Here is a 21,827-nt window from a genome sequence, read left to right on the forward strand (position 1 = left end):
TTATCCAGGCTGTTTTTTCAGCTAAAAACCGCTATGCTTGTTACAGCATTATTGGGGGGCGCGATGGATAACAGACGTTTTAGCCGGGTAAGCTTTAAAGGTAAAGCTCATATTGATATTGGCAGCCATAGCTGCGTAACCGAAGTGCTGGATTTATCGCTTAAAGGCGCACTGATTAAAAAGCCGCTTGATTGGCCGCGCTCCTTACCTAAAGTAATGCAATTACGCATCTCGTTAAACGATTTTCCGCTAGAGCTGACAATGGACGTCAGTGTAGCGCATCATTCCGCCACCACTGTTGGGCTGCACTGCGAAAAAATTGATATAGAAAGCGTATCCCACCTGCGTCGCCTGCTGGAACTGAACCTTGGTGATGCCGAGCTGCTAAGCCGCGAATTGTCAGAGCTGAGTGAACACGACTAAGGCTGCCCCGCCCGTATTAAGGCGCCAGCGCCTGCTGTGCATCAGCATAACCCCAGTCAGACGCCTGTTGCATAAAATGCTGCCACTGTGCCCAGTTCTGTTGCTGCCTGGCCAGATAGGCAAAGTAGTACTGTACCGGCATTAGCTGCTCGGGCTGACTGAGTATATGTTTTGCCAGCTGTAAATAAAGCTCAGGCAAACCCAGCTCAAATGAGCGCATGACATTAGGCTCTGCCAACACGCGGTAAGCCTGTTGCCCTGCCGCAGCACAACTTTCAACCGGCGTTAAACTGATGTCTGCCGCCGCTAACTGCCAATGCTGTAAATAGGCTTCTGTTTGCTCTGCCAGTAAAATATTCGGGTGTAACCGCTGTGGTTGACATAACTGCTGGGCGCTGGCAAGTGGAAGCCGGTACTCGTCGATAAATCCCAGCACATGCATAAACTCGTGGCGTAACAACGCCAGGCTGGCATTGTCCGGCAACTGCAAGATGCCATTGTTGTAGCTGGCCTTACCGCGCCCGGCCAATAGCAGCAACTGGCTGAAGCGCCCATCGGCAACCAAAGGTGCCAGCGGCTGATAATGACAACTGATCAGGCGACTGCTTTGCTCAGTGCAGGCCAGTTCCGTGCTGGGGACTTGTTGTAACGGTAAAAAGCACACAGCCAACTGGCTTAGCTGACTGTCTTGCTGCCACTGCTGCAGCAACTGTTGCCAGTTATCCTTGCCGGCAAGCTGCGTTACAACAGGCTGTATGGTTAGCTGACAGCCCTGCCGATGACGAAAGCCAGCAATGCCTGCCGCACCGGCCTGCCATAATCCCAGTGCCTGACGCTCAGACGCAGACACGGCTTGCGGGGCAATAACACCCTGAGCAAGCTGTTGCTGCAACCACTGCGCGGTTGCCAGGCGGCCTTGCTGACGTTGCTGCAATTGCAGTGCGTGGCGCAGTGCTGTGGTATCTCCCAGCCCGGCAGCATGGCGAAACCAGTGCAGCGCAGCATCATATTCGCCGCTGGCCAGCCGCTGGCCAGCCAGACGCATCGCCGCCGCCGGCTCGGTTTCAGCTTGCGCCATCAGTTCTGATTGGCTATCTCGTAGCGGCTGACAGGCAGTGAGCAACGCAAATGCAAAAAAGCCGGTAAACCGGCTTTTTTTACTCAGCAGCATGCTTAGCCTAAGGCTCGTCATAACCCGCATCACTCTGGTTTTCACCGCGTAAGCGTGCCATTTCCAACCGGGCATAACGGTGCTCGACAAACTCAAACACATTAGTGGCCAGCACTTGTTTATAGTAACTAAGCGCCTGCTCCGGCCGGTTTTGGCTGTCGTGCCATTTGGCCAGATAAAAATACACTTCGCACAAGCGCTCAGCCAGCACCTGAGCGCTGGTTAAGTCTTGCGTAACCGTATCCAGCAGCGCGGCTTCGCTTATCTCACCGGCCAGAAAACGCACTATGTTGGTTGACCATTCAGTGTCATCCAGCTGTTGCAGGTTTAGCGTTAATTGGCTGGCAGCGCGAGATGGGGAAACTTCACTTTGTGCCAGATATAACCAGATCACACGATAGGCATCAGTTGGCTTTAATGCCAGAAAGCGCTCAAAATCGGTCAGCGCCAGCTCACTTTTACCGGCGTAATACAAGGCTATGCCCCGGTTTAAATAGGCAAACTCGTGCTCTGGGGCTAACTCCAGCGCCGAGTCAAAAGCTTCATAGGCGGCGTCAAACTCGCCGTTTACTGTGTGGTGGATGCCAACAAAGTTATAGGCGTCAGGCATATCGGGCTTTAAACGCAGGGCGCGCATAAAATCCAGCCGGGCCAATGAGCGTAACCCCACACTGTCGTACATCACGCCACGGTCATAGTACAGCTGAGCAGATTGCTCTTCTGATAACTCGGCACGATGCAAAATTTCACTTAAACGGGCAATCGCCAGTTCAGTACGGTAAGACACCGCCAGCGGCTCAGGAATAAGCCAGCCGGCAGCGCCGGGTGACTGTGTCGCACAGCCACCGAGCAAGGTTGCCAGCAGCACCAAAGGTGCTGCGCGGCGTATCAGCCTATCAGGCATTAGTTTGTGCATCAGCAGACTCTGCAACAGGTTTAGCGTTAGCTTCTTTGATACTTAAGCGTACGCGGCCCTGCTTGTCGACTTCCAGTACCTTAACCGATACTTTCTGCCCTACCGTTAAGTGCTCAGACACATTATTCACGCGCTCGTCAGAGATTTGTGAAATATGTACCAGACCATCTTTGCCCGGTAATACATTAACAAAGGCACCAAAGTCGACGATACGTACCACTTCACCTTCGTACACGGCACCGACTTCAATCTCAGCCGTGATGGCGTTGATTTTATCGATAGCGATTTGTGCGGCTTTGGCGGTAGTCGCAGCAATTTTAATGCTGCCATCGTCTTCCAGCTCAATCGTAGTGCCCGATTCTTCAGTGATCTGACGAATTACCGCACCACCTTTACCGATTACTTCACGGATTTTCTCCGGGTTAATCTTCATGGTGTAAATACGCGGTGCGTACTCAGACATTTCTTCGCGGTGACCGCTGATCGCCTGGTCCATCACGTTCAGAATGTGCAAACGCGCCGCTTTAGCTTGCTTCAGTGCAATTTGCATAATCTCTTTGGTGATACCGTCAATCTTAATGTCCATTTGCAGTGCAGTAATACCTTCGGTGGTACCGGCTACTTTAAAGTCCATATCGCCTAAGTGATCTTCATCACCTAAGATGTCTGACAGTACGACGAAGTCATCACCTTCTTTTACCAGGCCCATAGCAATACCAGCCACAGAGGCTTTAATCGGTACACCGGCGTCCATCAGTGCCAGTGACGAGCCACAGACGGATGCCATAGAGCTTGAACCGTTAGATTCAGTGATTTCTGACACGATACGCACGGTGTACGGGAAGTCATTGAAATCTGGCATTACCGCTAATACGCCGCGCTTGGCTAAACGGCCATGACCGATTTCGCGGCGCTTAGGTGAGCCTACCATGCCAGTTTCACCGACACAGTACGGCGGGAAATTGTAGTGCAGCATGAAAGTGTCAGTTTTCGCACTTAACAAGTCGTCGATGTTTTGTGCATCACGCGCGGTACCTAAGGTCGCCGTTACCAGCGCCTGGGTTTCTCCGCGGGTAAACAGCGCTGAGCCGTGAGTACGTGGCAGCACGCCGGTCATTACGCTTAAACCACGGATCATTTCCGGGTCGCGGCCATCGATACGCGGCTCACCCTTGGTGATACGGCCACGTACCACTTTTGATTCCAGGTCGTGGAAAATCTCGCCGACTTCGTTTTTATTCAGCTCTTCGCCTTCAGGTAACGCTGCAGTCAGTGTTTCAACCAGCGCGGCTTTGATTTCAGCGATGCGCTCATAGCGCTTAGCTTTTTCAGTGATCTGATAGGCTTCGCTTAGCTGCGCGCGGGCCAGTTCGTCAATTTTGGCAATTAGTGGCTCGTTTTTCGCTGGAGCCTGCCAGTTCCATTTCGGCTTGCCGCCTTCAGCTGCAAATTCATTAATGGCATTGATGGCTGTCTGCATTTGCTCATGGCCGTACATTACCGCGCCCAGCATCACGTCTTCTGACAGAATACCGGCTTCAGATTCAACCATTAACACTGCACCGGCCGTACCGGCAACCACTAAGTCCAGCTTAGAGCTTTTAAGCTCTTCTTCTGATGGGTTCAGTACATACTGGTTATTGATATAACCCACACGGGCGGCACCGATAGGGCCAGCAAATGGAATACCTGATAACGCCAGAGCAGCAGAAGTACCAATTAACGCGACGATGTCCGGCTGAATTTCCGGCTGTACTGACACGACAGTGGCAATAACCTGGACTTCATTGTTGAAGCCTTCCGGGAACAGTGGACGAATTGGCCGGTCGATTAAACGTGAAGTTAAGGTTTCGCCTTCCGACGGGCGCCCTTCACGCTTGAAGAAACCGCCAGGGATACGGCCGGCAGCGTACATTTTTTCTTGATAATTTACCGTTAACGGGAAGAAATCCTGGCCTGGTTTGGCTTCTTTCTTGCCCACTACCGTTACTAAAACTGAAGTATCACCCAGGCTGGCCAGCACTGCGGCATCTGCCTGACGGGCGATAACGCCGGTTTCTAAGGTAAAAGTGTGTTGGCCGAACGGGAATGATTTTACGATGGGAGTCACGTGTTTGTTTCCTTTACTTGATCGCCTGATTGCGATGTCATTTTCTTTATTTAATACAGCGCTAGTATACTCTGTAACCAGAGTTAAAAGATAGTTCAGTCAAATACCAACTTAAGCGAAAAATAATCATGTGGCATAAAAAAAGGGGCTAAAAGCCCCTTTTTTACAAAAACCGATTAACGGCGTAAGCCTAAACGCTCGATCAGTGTCGCGTAACGGCTCTGGTCTTTACCTTTTAAGTAATCCAGTAACTTACGACGCTGGCTAACCATACGCAGCAGACCACGACGTGAGTGGAAGTCATGCTTGTGCTGGGCAAAGTGGCCCTGCAGGTGGTTGATAGACGCAGTTAACAGGGCTACCTGTACTTCTGGTGAACCGGTATCGCCTTGCTTAACAGCGAAGTCAGCAACGATTTTTGCTTTATCAGCAGCGCTTAAAGACATATTTAACTCCAAATGTGAGTGAACTAAAGTCAGGGAATTGCCGATCACTCATCCAGCAAGCCCAAAAAACCGCGAGATTATACCATTTTGCGCTGGTTTCACAACAGCTTTAACTGCGTTGTACTGCCGCAGTATTTAACAAACGCCGCGAGCTAAGCACACCTTGCTCAACCTGGCCGATACCAAAGAATACCTGATCCGGGCCAAGCAGCTTAATGGCGCTGATATCCGGCTGCTGCAGCTGACAACTCTGGCCATGTTGCAACCGGTGCTGCTCAGCTGCCGTTAACTGCACGGCCGGCATAGCAGTAATACCGGCATCCAGTGGCAACAACAAGTTGTCCATAGCGCTAAAATCGCCGCTTTGATGGCATTGCTCTGCCAGCGCGTCCAGCTGTGCCGGGCTAATCATTTGCTCTGCCGTAAAAGGCCCTACCTGAGTGCGGTGTAACGCAGCGACATGAGCGCCACAGCCTAATGCCTCGCCTAAATCATCAATCAGGGTGCGGATATAAGTACCCTTAGAGCAATGCACCAGAAAATCTGCCGTCTTGTCACTGTGCTTAAGCAACTCAAAACGGAAAATACTGATTGGCCTGGCTTCGCGGGGTACTTCTATGCCCTGACGCGCATAACGGTATAATGGCTGTCCCTGATATTTAAGCGCCGAAAACATCGTCGGCACCTGCAAAATATCGCCACGAAAGCCCTGCATGGCCTGCTCAAGTTCCGCCTGACTATGGCTGACCGGCTTTTCGCTTATTACCTCACCTTCAGCATCACTGGTACTGGTGCGCACACCAAACCGGGCGCTAACCAGGTAGGTTTTATCGGTATCGAGCAAAAACTGACTGAATTTAGTCGCCTCACCAAAACAAATCGGCAGTAAGCCCGATGCCATCGGATCCAGCGCGCCGGTGTGACCGGCTTTTTGCGCCTGATACAACCAGCGCACCCGCTGTAAAATGCCGTTACTGCTCACTTCCAGTGGCTTGTCCAGCAGCAGAATACCGTTAACCGGCCGGGCGTTTTTCCGCGCCATTAGTTTGCTGGCTCTTCGCTATCAGTGTTGTTGTCAGTATCATCCAGTGCCTGGCCCGACTGCAGCCGACGACGATCGTCCTCTGCTCTTGCGGTGCTCACCAGCGTCGCCATGCGGATGCCTTCGTTAAGTGATTCGTCAAACACAAAACGGATATGCGGCACAATACGCGCCTGAATGCGTTTACCAATTAAACTGCGGACAAAACCTGAGGCATCATTAAGGATCTTTAAGTTGTCCTCAACTTTGTCATCGGCCAGGCCTAAAAAGGTAACAAACACCTTGGCATGCGATAAATCGCGTGACACTTCTACATCCGATACTGTGATCATGCTGTGCAAACGCGGATCTTTAATTTCGCGTTGCAGGATAACCGCCATCTCTTTTTTCATTTGCTGCGACAGTCTGTCGACCCGCGAGAACTCTTTCATAACTGTATTTCCATTGTCTGCTTAAGACAAAACAGGGGCCTGTGGCCCCTGTTGTATTGTTACTTTATCGGTTACAGGGTACGTTCAACCTGAATCACTTCAAATACTTCGATCTGATCGCCTTCGCGCACATCGTTGTAGTTTTTCACGCCGATACCACATTCGAAACCATTACGCACTTCGCTGACATCGTCTTTAAAGCGACGCAGTGACTCCAGTTCACCTTCGAAGATCACCACGTTATCACGCAGTACCCGGATAGGCGCGTTACGCTTAATCACACCTTCGGTTACCATACAGCCAGCCACAGCACCGAATTTCGGTGAGCGGAAGACATCACGCACCTGCGCCAGACCAATGATCTGTTGCTTAAACTCAGGCGCTAACATACCGGTCATCGCCGCGCGTACTTCGTCTAACAGTTCATAAATGATACCGTAGTAACGTAAGTCGAGGCCTTCGTCTTCAACCAGTTTACGTGCAGAGCCATCCGCACGTACGTTAAAGCCGATGATAATGGCTGACGATGCCGCTGCCAGGGTAACGTCAGTTTCAGTAATACCACCAACCCCTGAGCCAACAATCTTCACTTTCACTTCGTCAGTCGACAGTTTCATCAGTGATTCAGTGATAGCTTCAACTGAACCTTGTACGTCAGCTTTTAATACGATGTTCAGCTCAGACACGTCGCCTTCAGTCATATTGGCGAACATATTCTCCAGCTTCGATTTCTGCTGGCGTGCCAGCTTAACGTCACGGAATTTACCCTGACGATACAGTGCCACTTCACGCGCTTTGCGCTCATCTTTTACCACAGTGACTTCATCACCCGCTTGAGGTACACCGGACAGACCTAAAATTTCTACCGGAATAGACGGACCTGCCGTTTTAACATCTTTACCGTTCTCGTCACGCATTGCCCGTACACGGCCGTATTCAAAACCGCACAGAACTATTTCGCCCTGCTTCAGCGTGCCTTCCTGTACCAGGATAGACGCAACCGGGCCGCGACCTTTGTCCAGGCGTGATTCAATGACCACACCGCGGGCTAAGCCTTCTTTTACCGCTTTTAATTCCAGCAGTTCGGCCTGGTTCAGGATGGCTTCAAGTAAGTCATCAATACCCATACCCGATTTGGCTGACACCGGCACAAACTGGGTATCACCGCCCCACTCTTCAGAAATAACATCGTACTGCGACAGCTCGTTACGTACCCGCTCCGGATCAGCTTCTGGCTTATCCATTTTGTTTACCGCAACCACTAACGGCACACCCGCTGCTTTGGCATGCTGGATCGCTTCTTTGGTTTGTGGCATCACGCCGTCGTCAGCCGCCACTACCAGAATAACGATATCGGTTGCCTTAGCACCCCGGGCCCGCATTGAGGTAAACGCAGCGTGACCTGGTGTATCGAGGAAGGTCACCATACCGCGGTCAGTATCCACGTGGTAAGCACCAATATGCTGGGTAATACCACCGGCTTCGCCGGCTGCGACTTTCGCTTTACGGATGTAATCCAGTAATGAGGTTTTACCATGGTCAACGTGGCCCATTACGGTTACCACCGGTGCGCGCGGTTCGAGCTCGCCCTGGCCGTCACGGTCTGACATCACCGCTTCTTCCAGTTCGTTTTCTTTGGTCAGGGTAAACTTATGGCCCATTTCTTCACAAACGATGGCCGCCGTTTCCTGATCGATGACCTGGTTGATGGTCGCCATAGCACCCATCTTCATCATCACTTTAATCACTTCAGACGCTTTTACCGCCATTTTAGCTGCCAGTTCAGCAACCGTAATGGTTTCGCCAATTTTCACTTCACGCTCAACCGGCTGCGCTGGCTTATTAAAGCCGTGCTGCATGCTGGTAGGGGTTTTCTTTTTCTTGGCATGGCGGTTAGCACGGTTAAAGGCTTCTTTGTCATTGGCATCGTCTTTCTTTTTGCCTTTAACAACCGGCGCTTTTTTACCGGCACCACGACGGCCTGCACGCTCTTCTTTAGCGTCCACTTCATCTTCAGCCTGCTTGGCAAATTCATTGCTGGTCAGGTGATAATCGTCGGTGTCGGCTGGCTTGGCTTTTTCTTCCTGCGCCCAGCGCTCACTGTTTTCTTCTGCCAGTTTACGGGCAGCTTCAGCTTGCTTAGCGGCTTCTTCTTCCAGCTTACGCAGGGCTTCGGCTTCCTGCTGCTGACGAATACGCTCGGCTTCTTTGCGGGCTTCTTCTTTTGCTGCTCGACGCGCCGCTTCTTCCGGATCGTCTTTTAACAGCTGCGCCTGCTTGGCTTCTTCGCGACGTTTGGCTTCAGCAGCTTTACGCTCGGCTTCTTCTTTGGCTTTAGCAGCCGCCATTTCTTTAGCTTTGCGCTCTGCTTCAGCGCGGGCAGCATCGGCTTCTGCGCGGGCTTTTTCTTCGGCCAGACGGGCTTCTTCCTGTGCTTTTAATGTCGCTTCATCCACCAGCGGCTTTTTCACGTAAGTCTTTTGCTTACGCACTTCTACCTGAATTTCACGGTTACGGCCGGCACCGCCAGACACACTCAGGGTGGTTTTTTCTTTGCGCTTTAACGTTAAACGCGATGGCTCAGCGGCCTTACCACCGTGCTGAGCACTTAAGTGCTCCAGCAAGGCTTTTTTCTCATCTTCGCTTACTACCTGACCGGCTGTTTTACTGATACCGGCATCAGCGAATTGCTGCACTAACCGTTCAACAGTAGTACCGACATCACTGGCTAGCTTTTCTATAGTGACTTCTGCCATTTGTGTTGTTACCTCCGTTGACTACTTATTTTCTTCGCTAAACCAAACGATGTTACGGGCAGCCATGATCAGGTCGGCGGCTTGTTGTTCCGACATGGTGGCAATTTCCAGTAAATCATCGACACCCAGCTCGGCCAGGTCGTCTAACGTGGTTACCCCTTTACTGGCCAAAACATAGGCCGTATGGGTATCTAAACCTTGCAGCGCTAACAGCGCTTCGGTCGGTTGCGCATCTTCCAGTGACTCTTCACTGGCCAGGGCGCGTGTGGTTAACACCGCCTTGGCACGGCTGCGCAACTCTTCTACAGTGGCCTCATCCAGGCCATCGATGCTGAGCAGTTCACTCATCGGCACATAGGCGATTTCTTCCAATGTAGAGAAACCTTCCTCTACCAGCACATCAGCGAAGTCTTCGTCAATTTCCAGCGCGTCAACAAATACCTGGCGTACCTTAGCGGTTTCTTCCTGATGCTTTTGTTGCATCGCCGATACCGACATCACGTTCAGCTCCCAGCCGGTCAGCTGGCTGGCTAAGCGTACGTTTTGGCCATTACGGCCAATCGCCATCGCCAGGTTAGAATCTTCAACGGCGATATCCATTGAGTGCGCATCTTCATCAACGATGATGGAGGCCACTTCTGCCGGTGCCATGGCGTTGATAACAAACTGGGCGTCGTTGTCGTCGTACAATACGATGTCTACGCGCTCGCCAGCTAATTCGTTAGATACAGCCTGTACCCGTGAACCACGCATACCAACACAGGCACCTACCGGATCAATACGGCGGTCATTGCTTTTCACTGCGATTTTAGCGCGCGCACCCGGATCACGGGCCGCACCACGCAGTTCAATCATTTCTTCGCCGATTTCCGGCACTTCAATGCGGAACAGTTCCAGCAGCATTTCCGGCCGTGACCGGCTTAAAAACAGCTGGGCACCGCGCGCTTCAGGTTTTACTTCAAACAAAAGGGCACGAATACGGTCACCCGGGCGGTAGGTTTCGCGCGGTAACATTTCATCTTTACCCAGCATGGCTTCAGCATTGTTGCCTAAGTCAACAATAATGCTGTCACGGTTTACTTTCTTCACCACGCCAGTAACTAACTCACCCACCTGGTCGATATAAGCTTCTACGACCTGTGAACGCTCGGCTTCACGTACTTTTTGTACGATAACCTGCTTGGCCATCTGAGTCGTAATACGGTCAAATTCGATCGAGTCTATTTGCTCTTCGTAGTAATCGCCAACCTGAACCGTTGGATCGTCGTACTGCGCTGCCGACAATGTCATTTCCCGGTATGGGTGTTCTTGCACCTGGTCATCCGGAATTACCTGCCAACGGCGGAAGGTTTCATAAGCGCCGGTTTTACGATCGATGCTGACGCGCACCTCGATATCGCCTTCATTTTTCTTTTTGGTGGCTGCTGCCAGTGCAAACTCCAGTGCCTGGAAAATCTTTTCCCGTGGTACTGATTTCTCGTTTGAAACTGCATCAACAACTAATAATATTTCTTTTGCCATTGTCTGTTGCCTCGCTTAGCCCCGATACCTTAAAACACCGGTACCACGTTTGCTTTATCTACATTATCCATCAGCAAACGATAGGGTTTGCCATCTACTTCCACTATCAACATATCGTCTTCAATAGCTGTTAGTACGCCTTTGAACTTACGCCGGCCATCCTGAGGAATGGCCAGTTTTACTTCTATTTTCTGTCCAACTACCGCGGCAAAGTGCGCCGGGGTAAACAGCGGCCGATCCAAACCGGGAGACGATACCTCTAACAGGTATTCGTTTGCGATAGGATCTTCCACATCTAAAATGGCACTGACTTCGCGGCTTACCACGGCGCAATCGTCAACATTGACGCCATCGGCATGGTCGATGTATAGCCGCAAGGTAGAATGCCGGCCGGCTTGCACCAGCTCCAGCCCCAGCAGTTCAAAGCCACTGGCTTCAACCGTTGGCAGCAATAGCTCTGTCAGTTTCTGTTCTTGCTTAGTCAACGAGACCTCCGGAAAAACTGCTATTGCACGCCTTTGCGCTGACAACAACAGCCAATAAAAAAAGGGCCTGTAGCCCATTACTGCGTAAAACTGAGTCTGCAGATACGAAAACGCCCCGAACTAGCGGGGCGAATGGGCATCCAATCAACTAACATATCGCCAATGTTAATTGAAACTAAATTTGGTTGCGGGAGCCCCAGAGTTTGAGAGCGAACCGACAACCTTCAGTACTAAAACAAAATTAAACTATTTTGTACTGCAAAGTTGGTTGCGGGAGCCGGATTTGAACCGACGACCTTCGGGTTATGAGCCCGACGAGCTACCAGGCTGCTCCATCCCGCGTCCGTAATTGGCGCTTATTATATAGCGCTGACTGTGTTATCGCAAGCCTTGCCTTGGCAAACTGTTGATAAATTTGGTGCCGAGAGCGGGACTTGAACCCGCACGTCCGAAGACACTACCCCCTCAAGATAGCGTGTCTACCAATTTCACCATCTCGGCTAAATTTGTGGATTAGTTTCCGACAGGGATGTCGCTGGTCTCGTCTTTCTTCTGCTCAACCTGTTCTGTTACAGGCACAGATAAGTCCTGCCATTCATCAACCTGTTTGCTCTGCCCTGCGCTGTAGTTACCCAGCACGATACTCAACACAAAAAAGATGGTTGCCAGAATAGTGGTGGTTTTAGTTAAAAAATTGCCCGTACCTGAAGAGCCAAATACGGTGGCAGAGGCGCCTGCGCCAAAGGCTGCGCCCATATCAGCACCTTTACCGTGCTGAATTAATACCAGGCCAATCAATGCCATGGCCACTAACAAATACACAACAATCAAAATTTCGTACATGCTTAATCCTTTGCACCTTTTGTAACTGCAAGGCAAATTTGCGCAAATTCTGCTGGTTTCAGGCTGGCGCCACCTACCAGCGCACCATCGATGTCGGCTTGCTGAAATAACGCAGCGCAATTGTCTGCATTAACACTGCCGCCATACAACAATTTCACCCCTACTGCCGCCTGCGCGTCGTATTGAGCCAGATGTTGCCGGATAAACGCATGCGTTTGTTGCGCCTGCTCCGGAGTGGCTGACTCACCTGTACCTATGGCCCATATTGGCTCGTAAGCAACTACCGATTTCGCCAGTAATTCGGGCTGCGAAGCATACACCGCATCAAGTTGCCGCGCAAGAACCTGCTGTGTTTTTTCTTGCTGCCGCTCAGCCAATGACTCACCAATACACAGGATTGGTATCAAACCGGCCGTGACCGCAGTAGCCAGTTTTGCCGCAACCAGTGCATCGGTTTCAAAATTCAGGGTGCGCCGCTCAGAATGTCCGACGATGACATAAGTCGCCCCCGCTTCCAGCAGTAGTTCTGCACTTAACTCACCGGTAAAGGCACCCCGACTTTCCTGGCTTAGCGTCTGGGCCCCCAGGGCAAAATTACGCTCAGCAGAAAACCTGTTTAGCAGTGTCGCCGGCGGACATACCAACACGTCAACATTATCGAGCGGCAACGGCGTCAGTGCCGTTGTCATGTCCGTGACCAGAGCGGCAGAACCGTTCATTTTCCAGTTCGCGGCGATCAGGGCTTTACGTTGCATTTGGTTATATCCTGTTGTAAGTCCGGCGCGATATTAACTAACCACGCCGGTGCAAACAAGTATAAGTGGCGTATTTGGACAATCAACTGGCGATTTTTACCGCAGCGGCGATGCGCTCAGCATACTGGCGTACTAACGCTTCCTGCTCTCCCTCTACCATTACGCGGATCAAAGGCTCGGTGCCACTTTTGCGGATCAGTACCCGGCCACTGCCGTTCAATTCTGCTTCTACTTCGGCAATAACCTGCTTTACATGCTGTTTTTCCAACGGCGCCGTGCCTTTTTCAAACTTCACATTTACCAACACCTGTGGCAGCTTATGCATACCCTGGCTAAATTCGGCCAGCGTCATTTTGGCTTCGATCATCGCCGTCAGTACCTGCAGTGAGGCAATAATGCCGTCACCGGTGCAGGTGTGGTCTAAATTCAGCACATGGCCAGAGTTTTCACCACCGATACGCCAGTTTTTCTCCCGCAGTAACTCCATCACATATCGATCGCCTACCTTGCTACGCTCAAACGGAATGTCCAGCTGTTTTAATGCCAGCTCCAGCCCCAGGTTGCTCATCAGGGTACCGACAACGCCACCTTGCAGTTTGTTTTGCGCTTTGGCGGCGCGGGCAATGATGTAGACAATTTCATCGCCATCGATAATGCGGCCACTATGGTCGGCCATCATTACCCGGTCACCATCACCATCGTAAGCAATGCCTAAGTCAGCCTGGCGTTCAACCACCGTTTGCTGCAGCAATTCAGTATGGGTAGCACCACATTTATCATTGATGTTTAAGCCATCCGGGCTGGCACCTATTACGATTACTTCAGCGCCCAGTTCTTTAAATACCGCTGGCGCGATGTGATAGGTGGCACCGTGAGCACAGTCGATCACAATCTTCATGCCACTGAGTGATAAATGATTGGGCAGATGGCTTTTACAAAACTCGATATAGCGGCCGGCCGCATCGTCGATACGCTGCGCTTTACCCAGCTTTTCCGAGCTTTCACATACCATAGGTTGCTCAAGTTCGTATTCTATTGCCAGCTCAACCTCATCCGGTAACTTAGTGCCATCGGCCGAGAAAAATTTAATGCCATTGTCATAATACGGATTATGCGAAGCGCTAATGACAATGCCTGCCTCAGCACGAAAGGTACGGGTTAGGTACGCCACTGCCGGTGTCGGCATAGGCCCCAACAAACGCACATCAATGCCTGCTGCAATTAAGCCGGCTTCCAGTGCCGTTTCCAGCAGATAACCGGAGATACGAGTATCCTTACCTATCAATACCTTACGAGTACCACGCTGTGATAACACCCGGCCTGCTGCCCAACCTAACTTCATGGCAAATTCCGGTGTGATCGGGAAGTCGCCCACCCGTCCACGCACACCATCAGTACCAAAATATTTTCTGCTCATCCTTTATGCTCCAAACTGCATCGCTGTCACGACCCTGACAGCCTGCACGGTTTCTTTAACATCATGCACCCGGATAATACGGGCGCCTTTTAGTGCTGCAATAGTAGCGCAGGCCAGGCTGCCTGCCAAACGCTGTTCTACAGGTTCGTTCAGTAACTGACCAATCATTGACTTGCGCGACATCCCCGCCAGTACCGGATAGCCATCAGCGCAGAAACTGTCTAACTGCTTAAGCAGTTCATAGTTATGCGCCAGACTTTTGCCAAAACCAAAACCCGGGTCGAGAATAATATGCTCTTTGCGTACGCCGGCTTGCTCACACTGTGCAGCCCTTTGTAACAGAAACTGCTTTACCTCAGCCACAACATCACGGTATTGCGGTGCATGCTGCATTACCCTTGGTGCGCCCTGCATGTGCATCAGGCACACTGGCAGCTGCGCGCTCACCGCGACTTGTAATGCGCCAGGCTCCTGCAATGCCCTGACATCATTGAGCATATCGGCACCGGCCTGAACGGCCGCTGACATTACCGCGGCTTTACTGGTATCAACGGAGATTACACAATCAAAACGTTGCCGCAGCGCTGCGACAACCGGCACCACCCGTTGCAGCTCGTCCGCTTCAGATACATCTGCAGCGCCCGGTCGGGTAGATTCCCCGCCTACATCCAGGATCACAGCGCCGTCGTTGAGCATTTGCTCGGCCTGATACAAGGCCGCATCCAGTTGATGATACTTGCCGCCATCAGAGAACGAATCCGGTGTGACATTTAATATGCCCATGACCACCGGTTGGCGTAAATCCAGCTGGCGCTGGCGGGGTAAAGACAACAACATAACTCACCTGCTTGCTTTAAGGTATGTGACAACCAAAATAAAACCCCGGCATAAACCGGGGCTTGGATTAACAGATCTTTTATGACTGTTAGTGCAAATTACCTTCCGACGGTTTGCCCGCTGCCACAGTGTCGTCTTTGCTGGCCTTGGCATCGGGTTTATCGTCTGAACCCGGTTTATCACGGGGTTCCCAATTCTCTGGCTGACGTACCTCGCGGCGTGCCATTAAATCGTCAATCTGTTTTGCATCTATGGTTTCATACTTCATCAGCGCGTCTTTCATCGCGTGCAGTATGTCCATATTTTCTTCAATCAACTTTTTCGCTCTGTCGTAGTTACGGTCAATAAAGTCACGAATTTCAGCATCGATGGCTTTAACCGTATCTTCTGACATATGCTTGTTTTTACTGACCGAGCGACCTAAAAACACTTCGCCTTCTTCATCGGCATACAGCAACGGCCCCAGCTTTTCTGAGAATCCCCACTGAGTGACCATTTTCCGGGCTAAGTCAGTCGCACGTTCAATGTCGTTCGAGGCGCCGGTGGTTACCTGCTCAAAGCCGTAAATCACTTCCTCAGCTATACGGCCACCAAACAGCGAGCTAATCATGCTCTCCAAATGGCGCTTGCTGTGCGATACCCGGTCGCGCTCCGGCAAGTACATGGTTACACCCAAGGCGCGGCCACGCGGAATAATACTAACTTTGTAAACCGGATCGTGCTCGGGTACCAAACGGCCAACAATAGCGTGTCCCGCTTCGTGGTAGGCCGTCATCTCTTTTTCTTTTTCCGTCATTACCATAGAGCGACGTTCTGCGCCCATCATGATTTTGTCTTTGGCTTTTTCAAACTCATCCATTGACACCACGCGACGGTTGCCGCGGGCAGCAAACAGCGCCGCTTCGTTTACCAGGTTGGCTAAATCGGCACCTGAAAAACCTGGCGTACCACGGGCAATTACAGATGGCTCAACGCCTTCGGCCAGTGGTACTTTACGCATATGCACTTTTAAAATTTGCTCGCGGCCTTTTACATCCGGTAAACCTACCACCACCTGACGGTCAAAGCGGCCAGGGCGCAATAACGCCGGATCCAATACATCAGGGCGGTTGGTTGCAGCGATGACGATAATACCTTCGTTGCCATCGAAGCCATCCATTTCAACCAGCATCTGGTTTAAGGTTTGCTCGCGCTCATCATGGCCACCGCCTAAACCGGCACCACGCTGACGTCCCACCGCATCAATTTCGTCAATAAAGATAATACAAGGCGCGGCTTTCTTAGCTTGTTCAAACATGTCACGCACCCGTGAGGCACCGACACCAACAAACATTTCGACGAAATCAGAACCCGAAATGGTGAAAAATGGCACCTTAGCTTCGCCGGCAATGGCTTTGGCAAGCAAGGTTTTACCGGTACCCGGCGGGCCCACCATTAAAATGCCTTTGGGAATTTTACCGCCCAGCTTTTGAAAACGCGACGGGTCACGCAGATAGTCAACCAGTTCAGATACTTCTTCTTTGGCTTCATCACAACCGGCAACATCTGCAAAAGTCGTTTTAATCTGATCTTCGCCCATTAACCGCGCTTTGCTTTTACCAAACGACATGGCCCCTTTGCCACCGCCGCCCTGCATCTGGCGCATAAAGAAAATCCAGACGCCGATAAGCAACAGCATCGGGAACCAGGAAATAAAAATGGTTGCCAGCCAGCTGCTCTCTTCCGGCTTACTGCCGTAAGAGCTCACTTCGTTTTTAATTAAGTCATCCAGCAGTTTTTCGTCATAACCTGTCGGGATCACGGTTTCAAAGCGTTCACCACTGCGTTTAACACCGGTGATCACGCCAGAGCGTTCCACTTTCACTTCGCGGATCTGCCCCTGATTTACCTCTTTGATAAACTGAGTGTAACTGGTTTGCCGGTCAACGCTGTCGCCGGGGCCAAAGCTATTGAACACCGACATTAGTACGACGGCGATCACTAACCAGACAATCAGATTCTTTGCCATGTCACTCAAGGTTATAACCTCTTTTTACCGATAAATAGATAATTACCCGGCTACTTTACTAGACTTTAAAGCCGGTCGCCACGATATATGTCTCACGCGAACGTGCGCGGGACGAATCAGGCTTGCGAATTTTTACAGTAGTGAACGCCGAGCGCACGTCTTTTAAAAACTGCTCGAAGCCATCACCCTGAAATACTTTGACCACAAAACTGCCATTTTGCTTCAATACTTTGTTACACATATCCAATGCCAGCTCTACCAGATAGATAGAACGTGCCTGATCAGTGGTGTCATTACCACTCATATTCGGCGCCATATCGGACAGTAATACATCTACGTTCTTACCGTTGATCCGGCTCAGTAATGCGTCTAACACCGCGTCTTCACGAAAGTCACCCTGCAAGAAACTTACACCGTTTATCGGATCCATCGGCAGAATATCGCAAGCGATTACGCTACCCTTGTCGCCCACCAGGCCGACACAAAACTGCGACCAACTGCCCGGTGCCGATCCCAAATCGACCACGGTCATCCCCGGTTTAATCAGTTTGTCCTGCTGGTTAATCTCTTCCAGTTTAAACGCTGCGCGCGAGCGCAGCCCTAATTTTTGTGCTTTTTGCACAAATTGATCATCGAAATGCTCTTTCAACCAGCGGGTCGAACTGGCAGAGCGCTTTTTCTTGGTCATGCTGTCACTCTTAAATAGTGTTATGCGTTAGATGGCGCTACAATAACGCAAATTCAAGCGTTACCTGCAAAAATGAGCATTTTATGAGTTTAACCAACAAACAGAAACAATTTTTAAAAGCCAAGGCACATGAGCTAAAGCCTGTCGTGCTGCTAGGCGGCAACGGCTTAACAGAAGGTGTTGTCGCTGAAATTGACAACGCCCTGAGCTTTCACGAGCTGATTAAAGTAAAAGTGCCGACTGAAGATCGCGAACAGAAAGTACTGATTATGGACGCCATTATCCGTGAAACCAAAGCCGATAAGGTGCAGGTTATCGGAAAAACCCTGGTGTTGTTCCGTCCCAGCGATGATAAAAAGATCGTGCTGCCGCGCGGTTAACTCCAACTATGCCGTCATCTGTCAGCTGAATACGGCGGCATAAACTGATTGTATCTGCCGCCCGTATGCCGCCTAACATAACCTTGAGCCTTGCAGTAATTGACAAAATTGCTCTACCGGCATCGGTTTACCATAAAAAAATCCCTGTGCCACTTCACAGCCCATATTGTGCAGTAGCTGATGCTGCACTTCCGTTTCGACGCCCTCCACTACCATCGCTAATTGCAAATCTTGCAGCATAGCGTGCAAGCGTTTCAAAATGCACTGCGATTTGTAGTTTGACGTGACATCAAAAATAACAGAACGATCGATTTTTACCGTATCCAGCGGCATATTTTTTAAATACACCAAACTAGAGTAGCCGGTTCCAAAGTCATCTAACGCAATACGCAACCCCTGCTGTCTTAAACGGGACAGTAGCTGCATGGCTTGCGCCGGATTATCGATAAAGGCGCTTTCGGTTACTTCCATCTCCAGCGCGGCCGCAGGCAAATTATGCCGTTGCAGGCAATTAAGTAACCAGTCAGCGAAATCAGCTTCACTGAGTTGACGGGCCGAGACATTAAATGAAATTAATGGCCGCCGTTGCTCCGGCAACAGTTGTACCACTCGGCACAATTCATTAATCACCCAGCGGTCCAGATGAATAATTAACCGGCTTTCTTCAGCGATAGCGATAAATTCTGCCGGACTTACCCATCCCAGCTGGGCAGAGCACCAGCGCAGCAGCACTTCAGCACCACAGATTTTTCGGCTTTGCATGACAACTTTGGCTTGAAAATATAAGCTAAGCTCACTTGGCACAGCGCTAAGCTCAGCACTGAGTAAATGCTTGATCTGGTGCCGGCGGACAGATGCCGCAGCTTGTCTGGCATTGTAAAAACACACTCTGCCGCCGCCCTGCTTTTTGGCATGGAACAAGGCGGTTTCTGCTGCCTGCAGTAACAGCTCTTCGCTATCACCATCCAGCGGATAGCGGGCTACGCCTATCGCCGGTGTCGTGCTTACCTGAATATCATCCAGCAAATAAGACTGGCTAAGGCCGTCAATAAAACCTTGCAATTGTGTCTCAACAGCAGCGTCTGTGCAGGCAGACACCGCCAGTACCACATAGTCATCGGCATACAGCCGCACCAGGGTTTGCTCTGGGCTAACTGCCGCTTTTAATGTCTGCGCCTGCGCTTTGATTAACAAGTCACCATATTTCAGGCCATGTTGTTGATTTACCTGTGTTAGTTGGCCACCGTCAATCCAGACAACATGCAACATTAAGTTTAGTGCGCGGCATTGTGCCAATATTTGTGGAAAGCGGCTGACCAGTAGCTCGCGGTTACCTAAACCGGTCAGGTTATCCAGCGTTAGCAGCTTGCGACGCTGCTGATCGTGCAACCTGACAATGCTCAAGTCCTGAAATACTGATAAGTAATGCGTGATCTGCTTCTGTTCGTTATAGATTGCCGTAATTTTTAACCACTGCTGATAAACCGAATTATCTTTGCGCCGGTTCCAAATCCGGCCCTGCCAACTACCCGTAGTGCTAATAGCGGCCCACATCTGTTGATAAAAGCTGGCGTCGTGATGCGATGAGCGTAATATCGCCGGGGTTTTGCCCAGCACCTCCGCTGCGGTAAAACCAGTGATACAACTAAAGGCCTGATTGACCCGTAAAATGATGGCTGCGGCATCGGTTAACATAATGCCCTCGGCGTTATGCTGAAACAGCGACTCACACATCCGGTTTGCCAGACAATCTGTCAGCGGGTGTACCGTTAACGCCGCCGCACAGCAACCACAGTGCAGCTCATTCATTTTCATGCTAGGACGCCTTTTGCTGCTCGGCTAAAAAATGACATGCCAGAATACTTATTTCATCCAGCTTCTGTGCCAGGGTTTCACTGTGTAGTTGTGCAATATTCGCCGCATTGGCCGCAGAGGTAGACAGTTGCTCTACGGTGCCCACAGCAGATGTTAAGTTATCGCAGCTGGCCAACTGATAAGAACAACATGCCACAACCTCTTGCATCTGTGCTCTTATCATGCCCACTATATCAAGCACCTGTTTAATTACTGCAGCGACATTTCCCGCTGCGTCTATCGTCGTCTGCAGCACTGCAGTGCCGGATGCCAATGCATGCGAAGACTGCTTAATGCCTCGTTGTAGTTCGTCAATAATGCGCTGAATTTCTTCGGTAGAACAGGCAGTTCTGCTGGCAAGTGCGCGTACTTCATCGGCAACAACCGCAAAGCCACGGCCAGCGTCACCAGCCCTCGCCGCTTCAATCGCGGCATTTAGCGCCAACAAATTAGTTTGCCCGGCAACTTCACTGATCACATTAACCACACTGCTAATATTCTCACCCTGAACACTCACAGCAGCGAATTGGTCGTTCAGATGGCTCATCTGTTGCTCCAGCTCAGTGCATACAGCAAGCATAGTACTTAACTGCTCAGCGCCCTGTTCCGCTGCTTTACTGGTGTTCTGCGTAAGGTCAACGCTTTGCGCTATGACACCGGACACTTGTTGCTGGCTAACGGCCAGTGCATTAAGTTCGGTGACAAACGCCACTAATGACTTACACTGGTTTTCACTTTGCCTGACAGATACCTTTATTTGCTCACTGCTGGTATCCCGTGTCGCCATTAATAAGGCCGTTGTATCAGCTAACCTGGCCATCAAGGCGCGGATTTCCTGACGCTGTGTTGATAGTGCAAAAGCAATAAGGGCATAGTTGTCAGAACGACCGGTGTAGATATAGCTGAGTAAGGGATTACTTGAGGTGCGACAGGCAATACTATGTAAGTTGGCTAATTTCTTTTGCTGTGCCCATTGTCCGGTGCAAAATACGACTAGTAGCGCTAATACAGCAACAGCGGCCAAATGTGCAGAAATAAACAGCCACCAAACGCCTAAAACAGCCAGTCCCAGCGCTATCGCAGCAGACCACAATAATTGCACACCATTGCCGGCTAGCTTAACTGTTTTGGGTAACGTATTGCGCTGCCATTGTTCGTAGAGCTTTGCAGCCCGCTGCCGCTGTGCCGGCTGCAAATAAGTGCGGATAGATTGATACTCAATAAGCTGGCCATCTTGCATTATTGGCGTGACATAGGCATCAACCCAATAGTGATCGCCGTTTTTACAGCGATTGATCACCGCCCCACGCCATGAACGCCCTTGCTTTAGCGTTTGCCATAAGTCTTTAAAAGCGGCAGATGGCATCGCCGGATGACGGATAATATTGTGATTTTTGCCGATGAGTTCGTCGCGCTGATAACCGGAAACCTGGATAAATTCGTCGTTAGCGTAGGTAATGACACCCCGGGCATCCGTGGTCGTGATTAAATGAGTGGTTTTGTCAAACTGTTTTTCTATCCCGCTAAGCTGAGCATTACGTCGCATATTTCGCCACACCTTTGTTATTATTATGGCGAAATAATACAAGTTCCGGATCAGAAACAGCAGGCCAAAATATGCCCACTAATTGATCCTGGTCAAAACTCAAACAGTTAACAAACTAGCCGGTGACGCCATAAAATGGCAGTCGCTAAAACACAAATCCCGGCACGCAGGCCGGGATTTCTCGCTAGGGTGTCACGC

The 21,827-nt window shown here is 50.7% G+C and carries 19 protein-coding genes and 2 tRNA genes; 2 read left to right on the forward strand and 19 right to left on the reverse strand.

Annotated elements, in window-relative coordinates:
• Positions 1 to 63: 63 nt before the first annotated feature.
• Positions 64 to 423: a PilZ domain-containing protein gene (locus EYB30_RS10770; protein WP_166838917.1), complete on the forward strand. Its 360-nt coding sequence runs from the start codon at positions 64 to 66 to the stop codon at positions 421 to 423.
• Between the two features lie 16 nt (positions 424 to 439).
• Here EYB30_RS10770 and EYB30_RS10775 read toward each other — a convergent pair whose 3' ends face one another.
• The 17 genes from EYB30_RS10775 to rlmE all read right to left on the reverse strand — a co-directional run bounded on the left by EYB30_RS10775 (position 440) and on the right by rlmE (position 17,849).
• Positions 440 to 1,615: a hypothetical protein gene (locus EYB30_RS10775; protein WP_166838918.1), complete on the reverse strand. Its 1,176-nt coding sequence runs from the start codon at positions 1,613 to 1,615 to the stop codon at positions 440 to 442.
• Positions 1,602 to 2,498: a lipoprotein NlpI gene (nlpI, locus tag EYB30_RS10780; RefSeq protein WP_166838919.1), complete on the reverse strand. Its 897-nt coding sequence runs from the start codon at positions 2,496 to 2,498 to the stop codon at positions 1,602 to 1,604. The genes EYB30_RS10775 and nlpI overlap by 14 nt, the downstream gene beginning before the upstream one ends.
• The gene (pnp, locus tag EYB30_RS10785; protein WP_166838920.1) at positions 2,491 to 4,620 is read right to left on the reverse strand and encodes a polyribonucleotide nucleotidyltransferase; all 2,130 of its coding nucleotides are present in this window, start codon (positions 4,618 to 4,620) and stop codon (positions 2,491 to 2,493) included. The genes nlpI and pnp overlap by 8 nt, the downstream gene beginning before the upstream one ends.
• A gap of 176 nt (positions 4,621 to 4,796) precedes the next feature.
• On the reverse strand, positions 4,797 to 5,066 hold the full coding sequence (gene rpsO, locus EYB30_RS10790; protein WP_134057319.1) for a 30S ribosomal protein S15: 270 nt from the start codon (positions 5,064 to 5,066) through the stop codon (positions 4,797 to 4,799).
• 109 nt (positions 5,067 to 5,175) lie between these two features.
• A complete protein-coding gene (truB, locus tag EYB30_RS10795; RefSeq protein ID WP_166838921.1) occupies positions 5,176 to 6,108 on the reverse strand; it encodes a tRNA pseudouridine(55) synthase TruB in 933 nt (310 codons plus the stop codon).
• A complete protein-coding gene (rbfA, locus tag EYB30_RS10800; RefSeq protein ID WP_166838922.1) occupies positions 6,108 to 6,539 on the reverse strand; it encodes a 30S ribosome-binding factor RbfA in 432 nt (143 codons plus the stop codon). Before rbfA ends, truB begins: the two co-directional genes overlap by 1 nt.
• A gap of 71 nt (positions 6,540 to 6,610) precedes the next feature.
• Positions 6,611 to 9,295: a translation initiation factor IF-2 gene (gene infB, locus EYB30_RS10805; RefSeq protein ID WP_166838923.1), complete on the reverse strand. Its 2,685-nt coding sequence runs from the start codon at positions 9,293 to 9,295 to the stop codon at positions 6,611 to 6,613.
• A 21-nt stretch (positions 9,296 to 9,316) separates the two neighbouring features.
• Positions 9,317 to 10,816, reverse strand: a complete 1,500-nt coding sequence (nusA, locus tag EYB30_RS10810; protein WP_166838924.1) for a transcription termination factor NusA — start codon at positions 10,814 to 10,816, stop codon at positions 9,317 to 9,319.
• A gap of 29 nt (positions 10,817 to 10,845) precedes the next feature.
• Positions 10,846 to 11,301 carry a ribosome maturation factor RimP gene (gene rimP, locus EYB30_RS10815; protein WP_166838925.1) on the reverse strand — a complete coding sequence of 152 codons (456 nt, stop codon included), beginning with the start codon at positions 11,299 to 11,301 and terminating at the stop codon, positions 10,846 to 10,848.
• 265 nt (positions 11,302 to 11,566) lie between these two features.
• Positions 11,567 to 11,643 (reverse strand) — tRNA-Met (locus EYB30_RS10820).
• A 74-nt stretch (positions 11,644 to 11,717) separates the two neighbouring features.
• Positions 11,718 to 11,802 (reverse strand) — tRNA-Leu (locus EYB30_RS10825).
• Between the two features lie 12 nt (positions 11,803 to 11,814).
• Positions 11,815 to 12,144 (reverse strand): preprotein translocase subunit SecG, encoded by a 330-nt coding sequence (secG, locus tag EYB30_RS10830; protein ID WP_166838926.1) that lies wholly within the window; start codon positions 12,142 to 12,144, stop codon positions 11,815 to 11,817.
• A 2-nt stretch (positions 12,145 to 12,146) separates the two neighbouring features.
• Positions 12,147 to 12,899: a triose-phosphate isomerase gene (tpiA, locus tag EYB30_RS10835; RefSeq protein ID WP_166838927.1), complete on the reverse strand. Its 753-nt coding sequence runs from the start codon at positions 12,897 to 12,899 to the stop codon at positions 12,147 to 12,149.
• Positions 12,900 to 12,981: 82 nt separating this feature from the next.
• On the reverse strand, positions 12,982 to 14,316 hold the full coding sequence (gene glmM, locus EYB30_RS10840; RefSeq protein ID WP_166838928.1) for a phosphoglucosamine mutase: 1,335 nt from the start codon (positions 14,314 to 14,316) through the stop codon (positions 12,982 to 12,984).
• A 3-nt stretch (positions 14,317 to 14,319) separates the two neighbouring features.
• Positions 14,320 to 15,153: a dihydropteroate synthase gene (gene folP, locus EYB30_RS10845; protein WP_166838929.1), complete on the reverse strand. Its 834-nt coding sequence runs from the start codon at positions 15,151 to 15,153 to the stop codon at positions 14,320 to 14,322.
• 88 nt (positions 15,154 to 15,241) lie between these two features.
• Positions 15,242 to 17,161, reverse strand: coding sequence for an ATP-dependent zinc metalloprotease FtsH (gene ftsH / locus EYB30_RS10850; RefSeq protein ID WP_206674622.1), 1,920 nt, complete (start codon positions 17,159 to 17,161; stop codon positions 15,242 to 15,244).
• A 58-nt stretch (positions 17,162 to 17,219) separates the two neighbouring features.
• The gene (gene rlmE, locus EYB30_RS10855) at positions 17,220 to 17,849 is read right to left on the reverse strand and encodes a 23S rRNA (uridine(2552)-2'-O)-methyltransferase RlmE (RefSeq protein WP_166838931.1); all 630 of its coding nucleotides are present in this window, start codon (positions 17,847 to 17,849) and stop codon (positions 17,220 to 17,222) included.
• A gap of 83 nt (positions 17,850 to 17,932) precedes the next feature.
• Between rlmE and yhbY the strand changes: the two genes are divergently transcribed.
• The gene (yhbY, locus tag EYB30_RS10860) at positions 17,933 to 18,229 is read left to right on the forward strand and encodes a ribosome assembly RNA-binding protein YhbY (RefSeq protein WP_166838932.1); all 297 of its coding nucleotides are present in this window, start codon (positions 17,933 to 17,935) and stop codon (positions 18,227 to 18,229) included.
• 72 nt (positions 18,230 to 18,301) lie between these two features.
• On the opposite strand, the gene EYB30_RS10865 is transcribed toward yhbY, so the two are convergent.
• Positions 18,302 to 20,044, reverse strand: a complete 1,743-nt coding sequence (locus EYB30_RS10865) for a putative bifunctional diguanylate cyclase/phosphodiesterase (protein WP_166838933.1) — start codon at positions 20,042 to 20,044, stop codon at positions 18,302 to 18,304.
• A gap of 1 nt (position 20,045) precedes the next feature.
• Complete coding sequence (locus tag EYB30_RS10870; RefSeq protein WP_166838934.1) at positions 20,046 to 21,629, reverse strand: methyl-accepting chemotaxis protein; 1,584 nt, start codon at positions 21,627 to 21,629, stop codon at positions 20,046 to 20,048.
• Positions 21,630 to 21,827 lie beyond the last annotated feature (198 nt).

This window comes from Rheinheimera pleomorphica, from assembly GCF_011634895.1.
GTDB classification, from domain to species: domain Bacteria; phylum Pseudomonadota; class Gammaproteobacteria; order Enterobacterales; family Alteromonadaceae; genus Alishewanella; species Alishewanella pleomorphica.

Excerpts from the sequence above, each read along its gene's own strand:
- ftsH (WP_206674622.1), bottom strand. The coding sequence starts at position 17,161 with ATGGCAAAGAATCTGATTGTCTGGTTAGTGATCGCCGTCGTACTAATG.
- EYB30_RS10770 (WP_166838917.1), top strand. The coding sequence starts at position 64 with ATGGATAACAGACGTTTTAGCCGGGTAAGCTTTAAAGGTAAAGCTCAT.
- secG (WP_166838926.1), bottom strand. The coding sequence starts at position 12,144 with ATGTACGAAATTTTGATTGTTGTGTATTTGTTAGTGGCCATGGCATTG.
- infB (WP_166838923.1), bottom strand. The coding sequence starts at position 9,295 with ATGGCAGAAGTCACTATAGAAAAGCTAGCCAGTGATGTCGGTACTACT.
- EYB30_RS10775 (WP_166838918.1), bottom strand. The coding sequence starts at position 1,615 with ATGACGAGCCTTAGGCTAAGCATGCTGCTGAGTAAAAAAAGCCGGTTT.
- rbfA (WP_166838922.1), bottom strand. The coding sequence starts at position 6,539 with ATGAAAGAGTTCTCGCGGGTCGACAGACTGTCGCAGCAAATGAAAAAA.
- glmM (WP_166838928.1), bottom strand. The coding sequence starts at position 14,316 with ATGAGCAGAAAATATTTTGGTACTGATGGTGTGCGTGGACGGGTGGGC.
- EYB30_RS10870 (WP_166838934.1), bottom strand. The coding sequence starts at position 21,629 with ATGCGACGTAATGCTCAGCTTAGCGGGATAGAAAAACAGTTTGACAAA.
- rpsO (WP_134057319.1), bottom strand. The coding sequence starts at position 5,066 with ATGTCTTTAAGCGCTGCTGATAAAGCAAAAATCGTTGCTGACTTCGCT.
- EYB30_RS10865 (WP_166838933.1), bottom strand. The coding sequence starts at position 20,044 with ATGAAAATGAATGAGCTGCACTGTGGTTGCTGTGCGGCGGCGTTAACG.
- folP (WP_166838929.1), bottom strand. The coding sequence starts at position 15,153 with ATGTTGTTGTCTTTACCCCGCCAGCGCCAGCTGGATTTACGCCAACCG.
- rlmE (WP_166838931.1), bottom strand. The coding sequence starts at position 17,849 with ATGACCAAGAAAAAGCGCTCTGCCAGTTCGACCCGCTGGTTGAAAGAG.
- tpiA (WP_166838927.1), bottom strand. The coding sequence starts at position 12,899 with ATGCAACGTAAAGCCCTGATCGCCGCGAACTGGAAAATGAACGGTTCT.
- yhbY (WP_166838932.1), top strand. The coding sequence starts at position 17,933 with ATGAGTTTAACCAACAAACAGAAACAATTTTTAAAAGCCAAGGCACAT.
- nusA (WP_166838924.1), bottom strand. The coding sequence starts at position 10,816 with ATGGCAAAAGAAATATTATTAGTTGTTGATGCAGTTTCAAACGAGAAA.
- truB (WP_166838921.1), bottom strand. The coding sequence starts at position 6,108 with ATGGCGCGGAAAAACGCCCGGCCGGTTAACGGTATTCTGCTGCTGGAC.
- nlpI (WP_166838919.1), bottom strand. The coding sequence starts at position 2,498 with ATGCCTGATAGGCTGATACGCCGCGCAGCACCTTTGGTGCTGCTGGCA.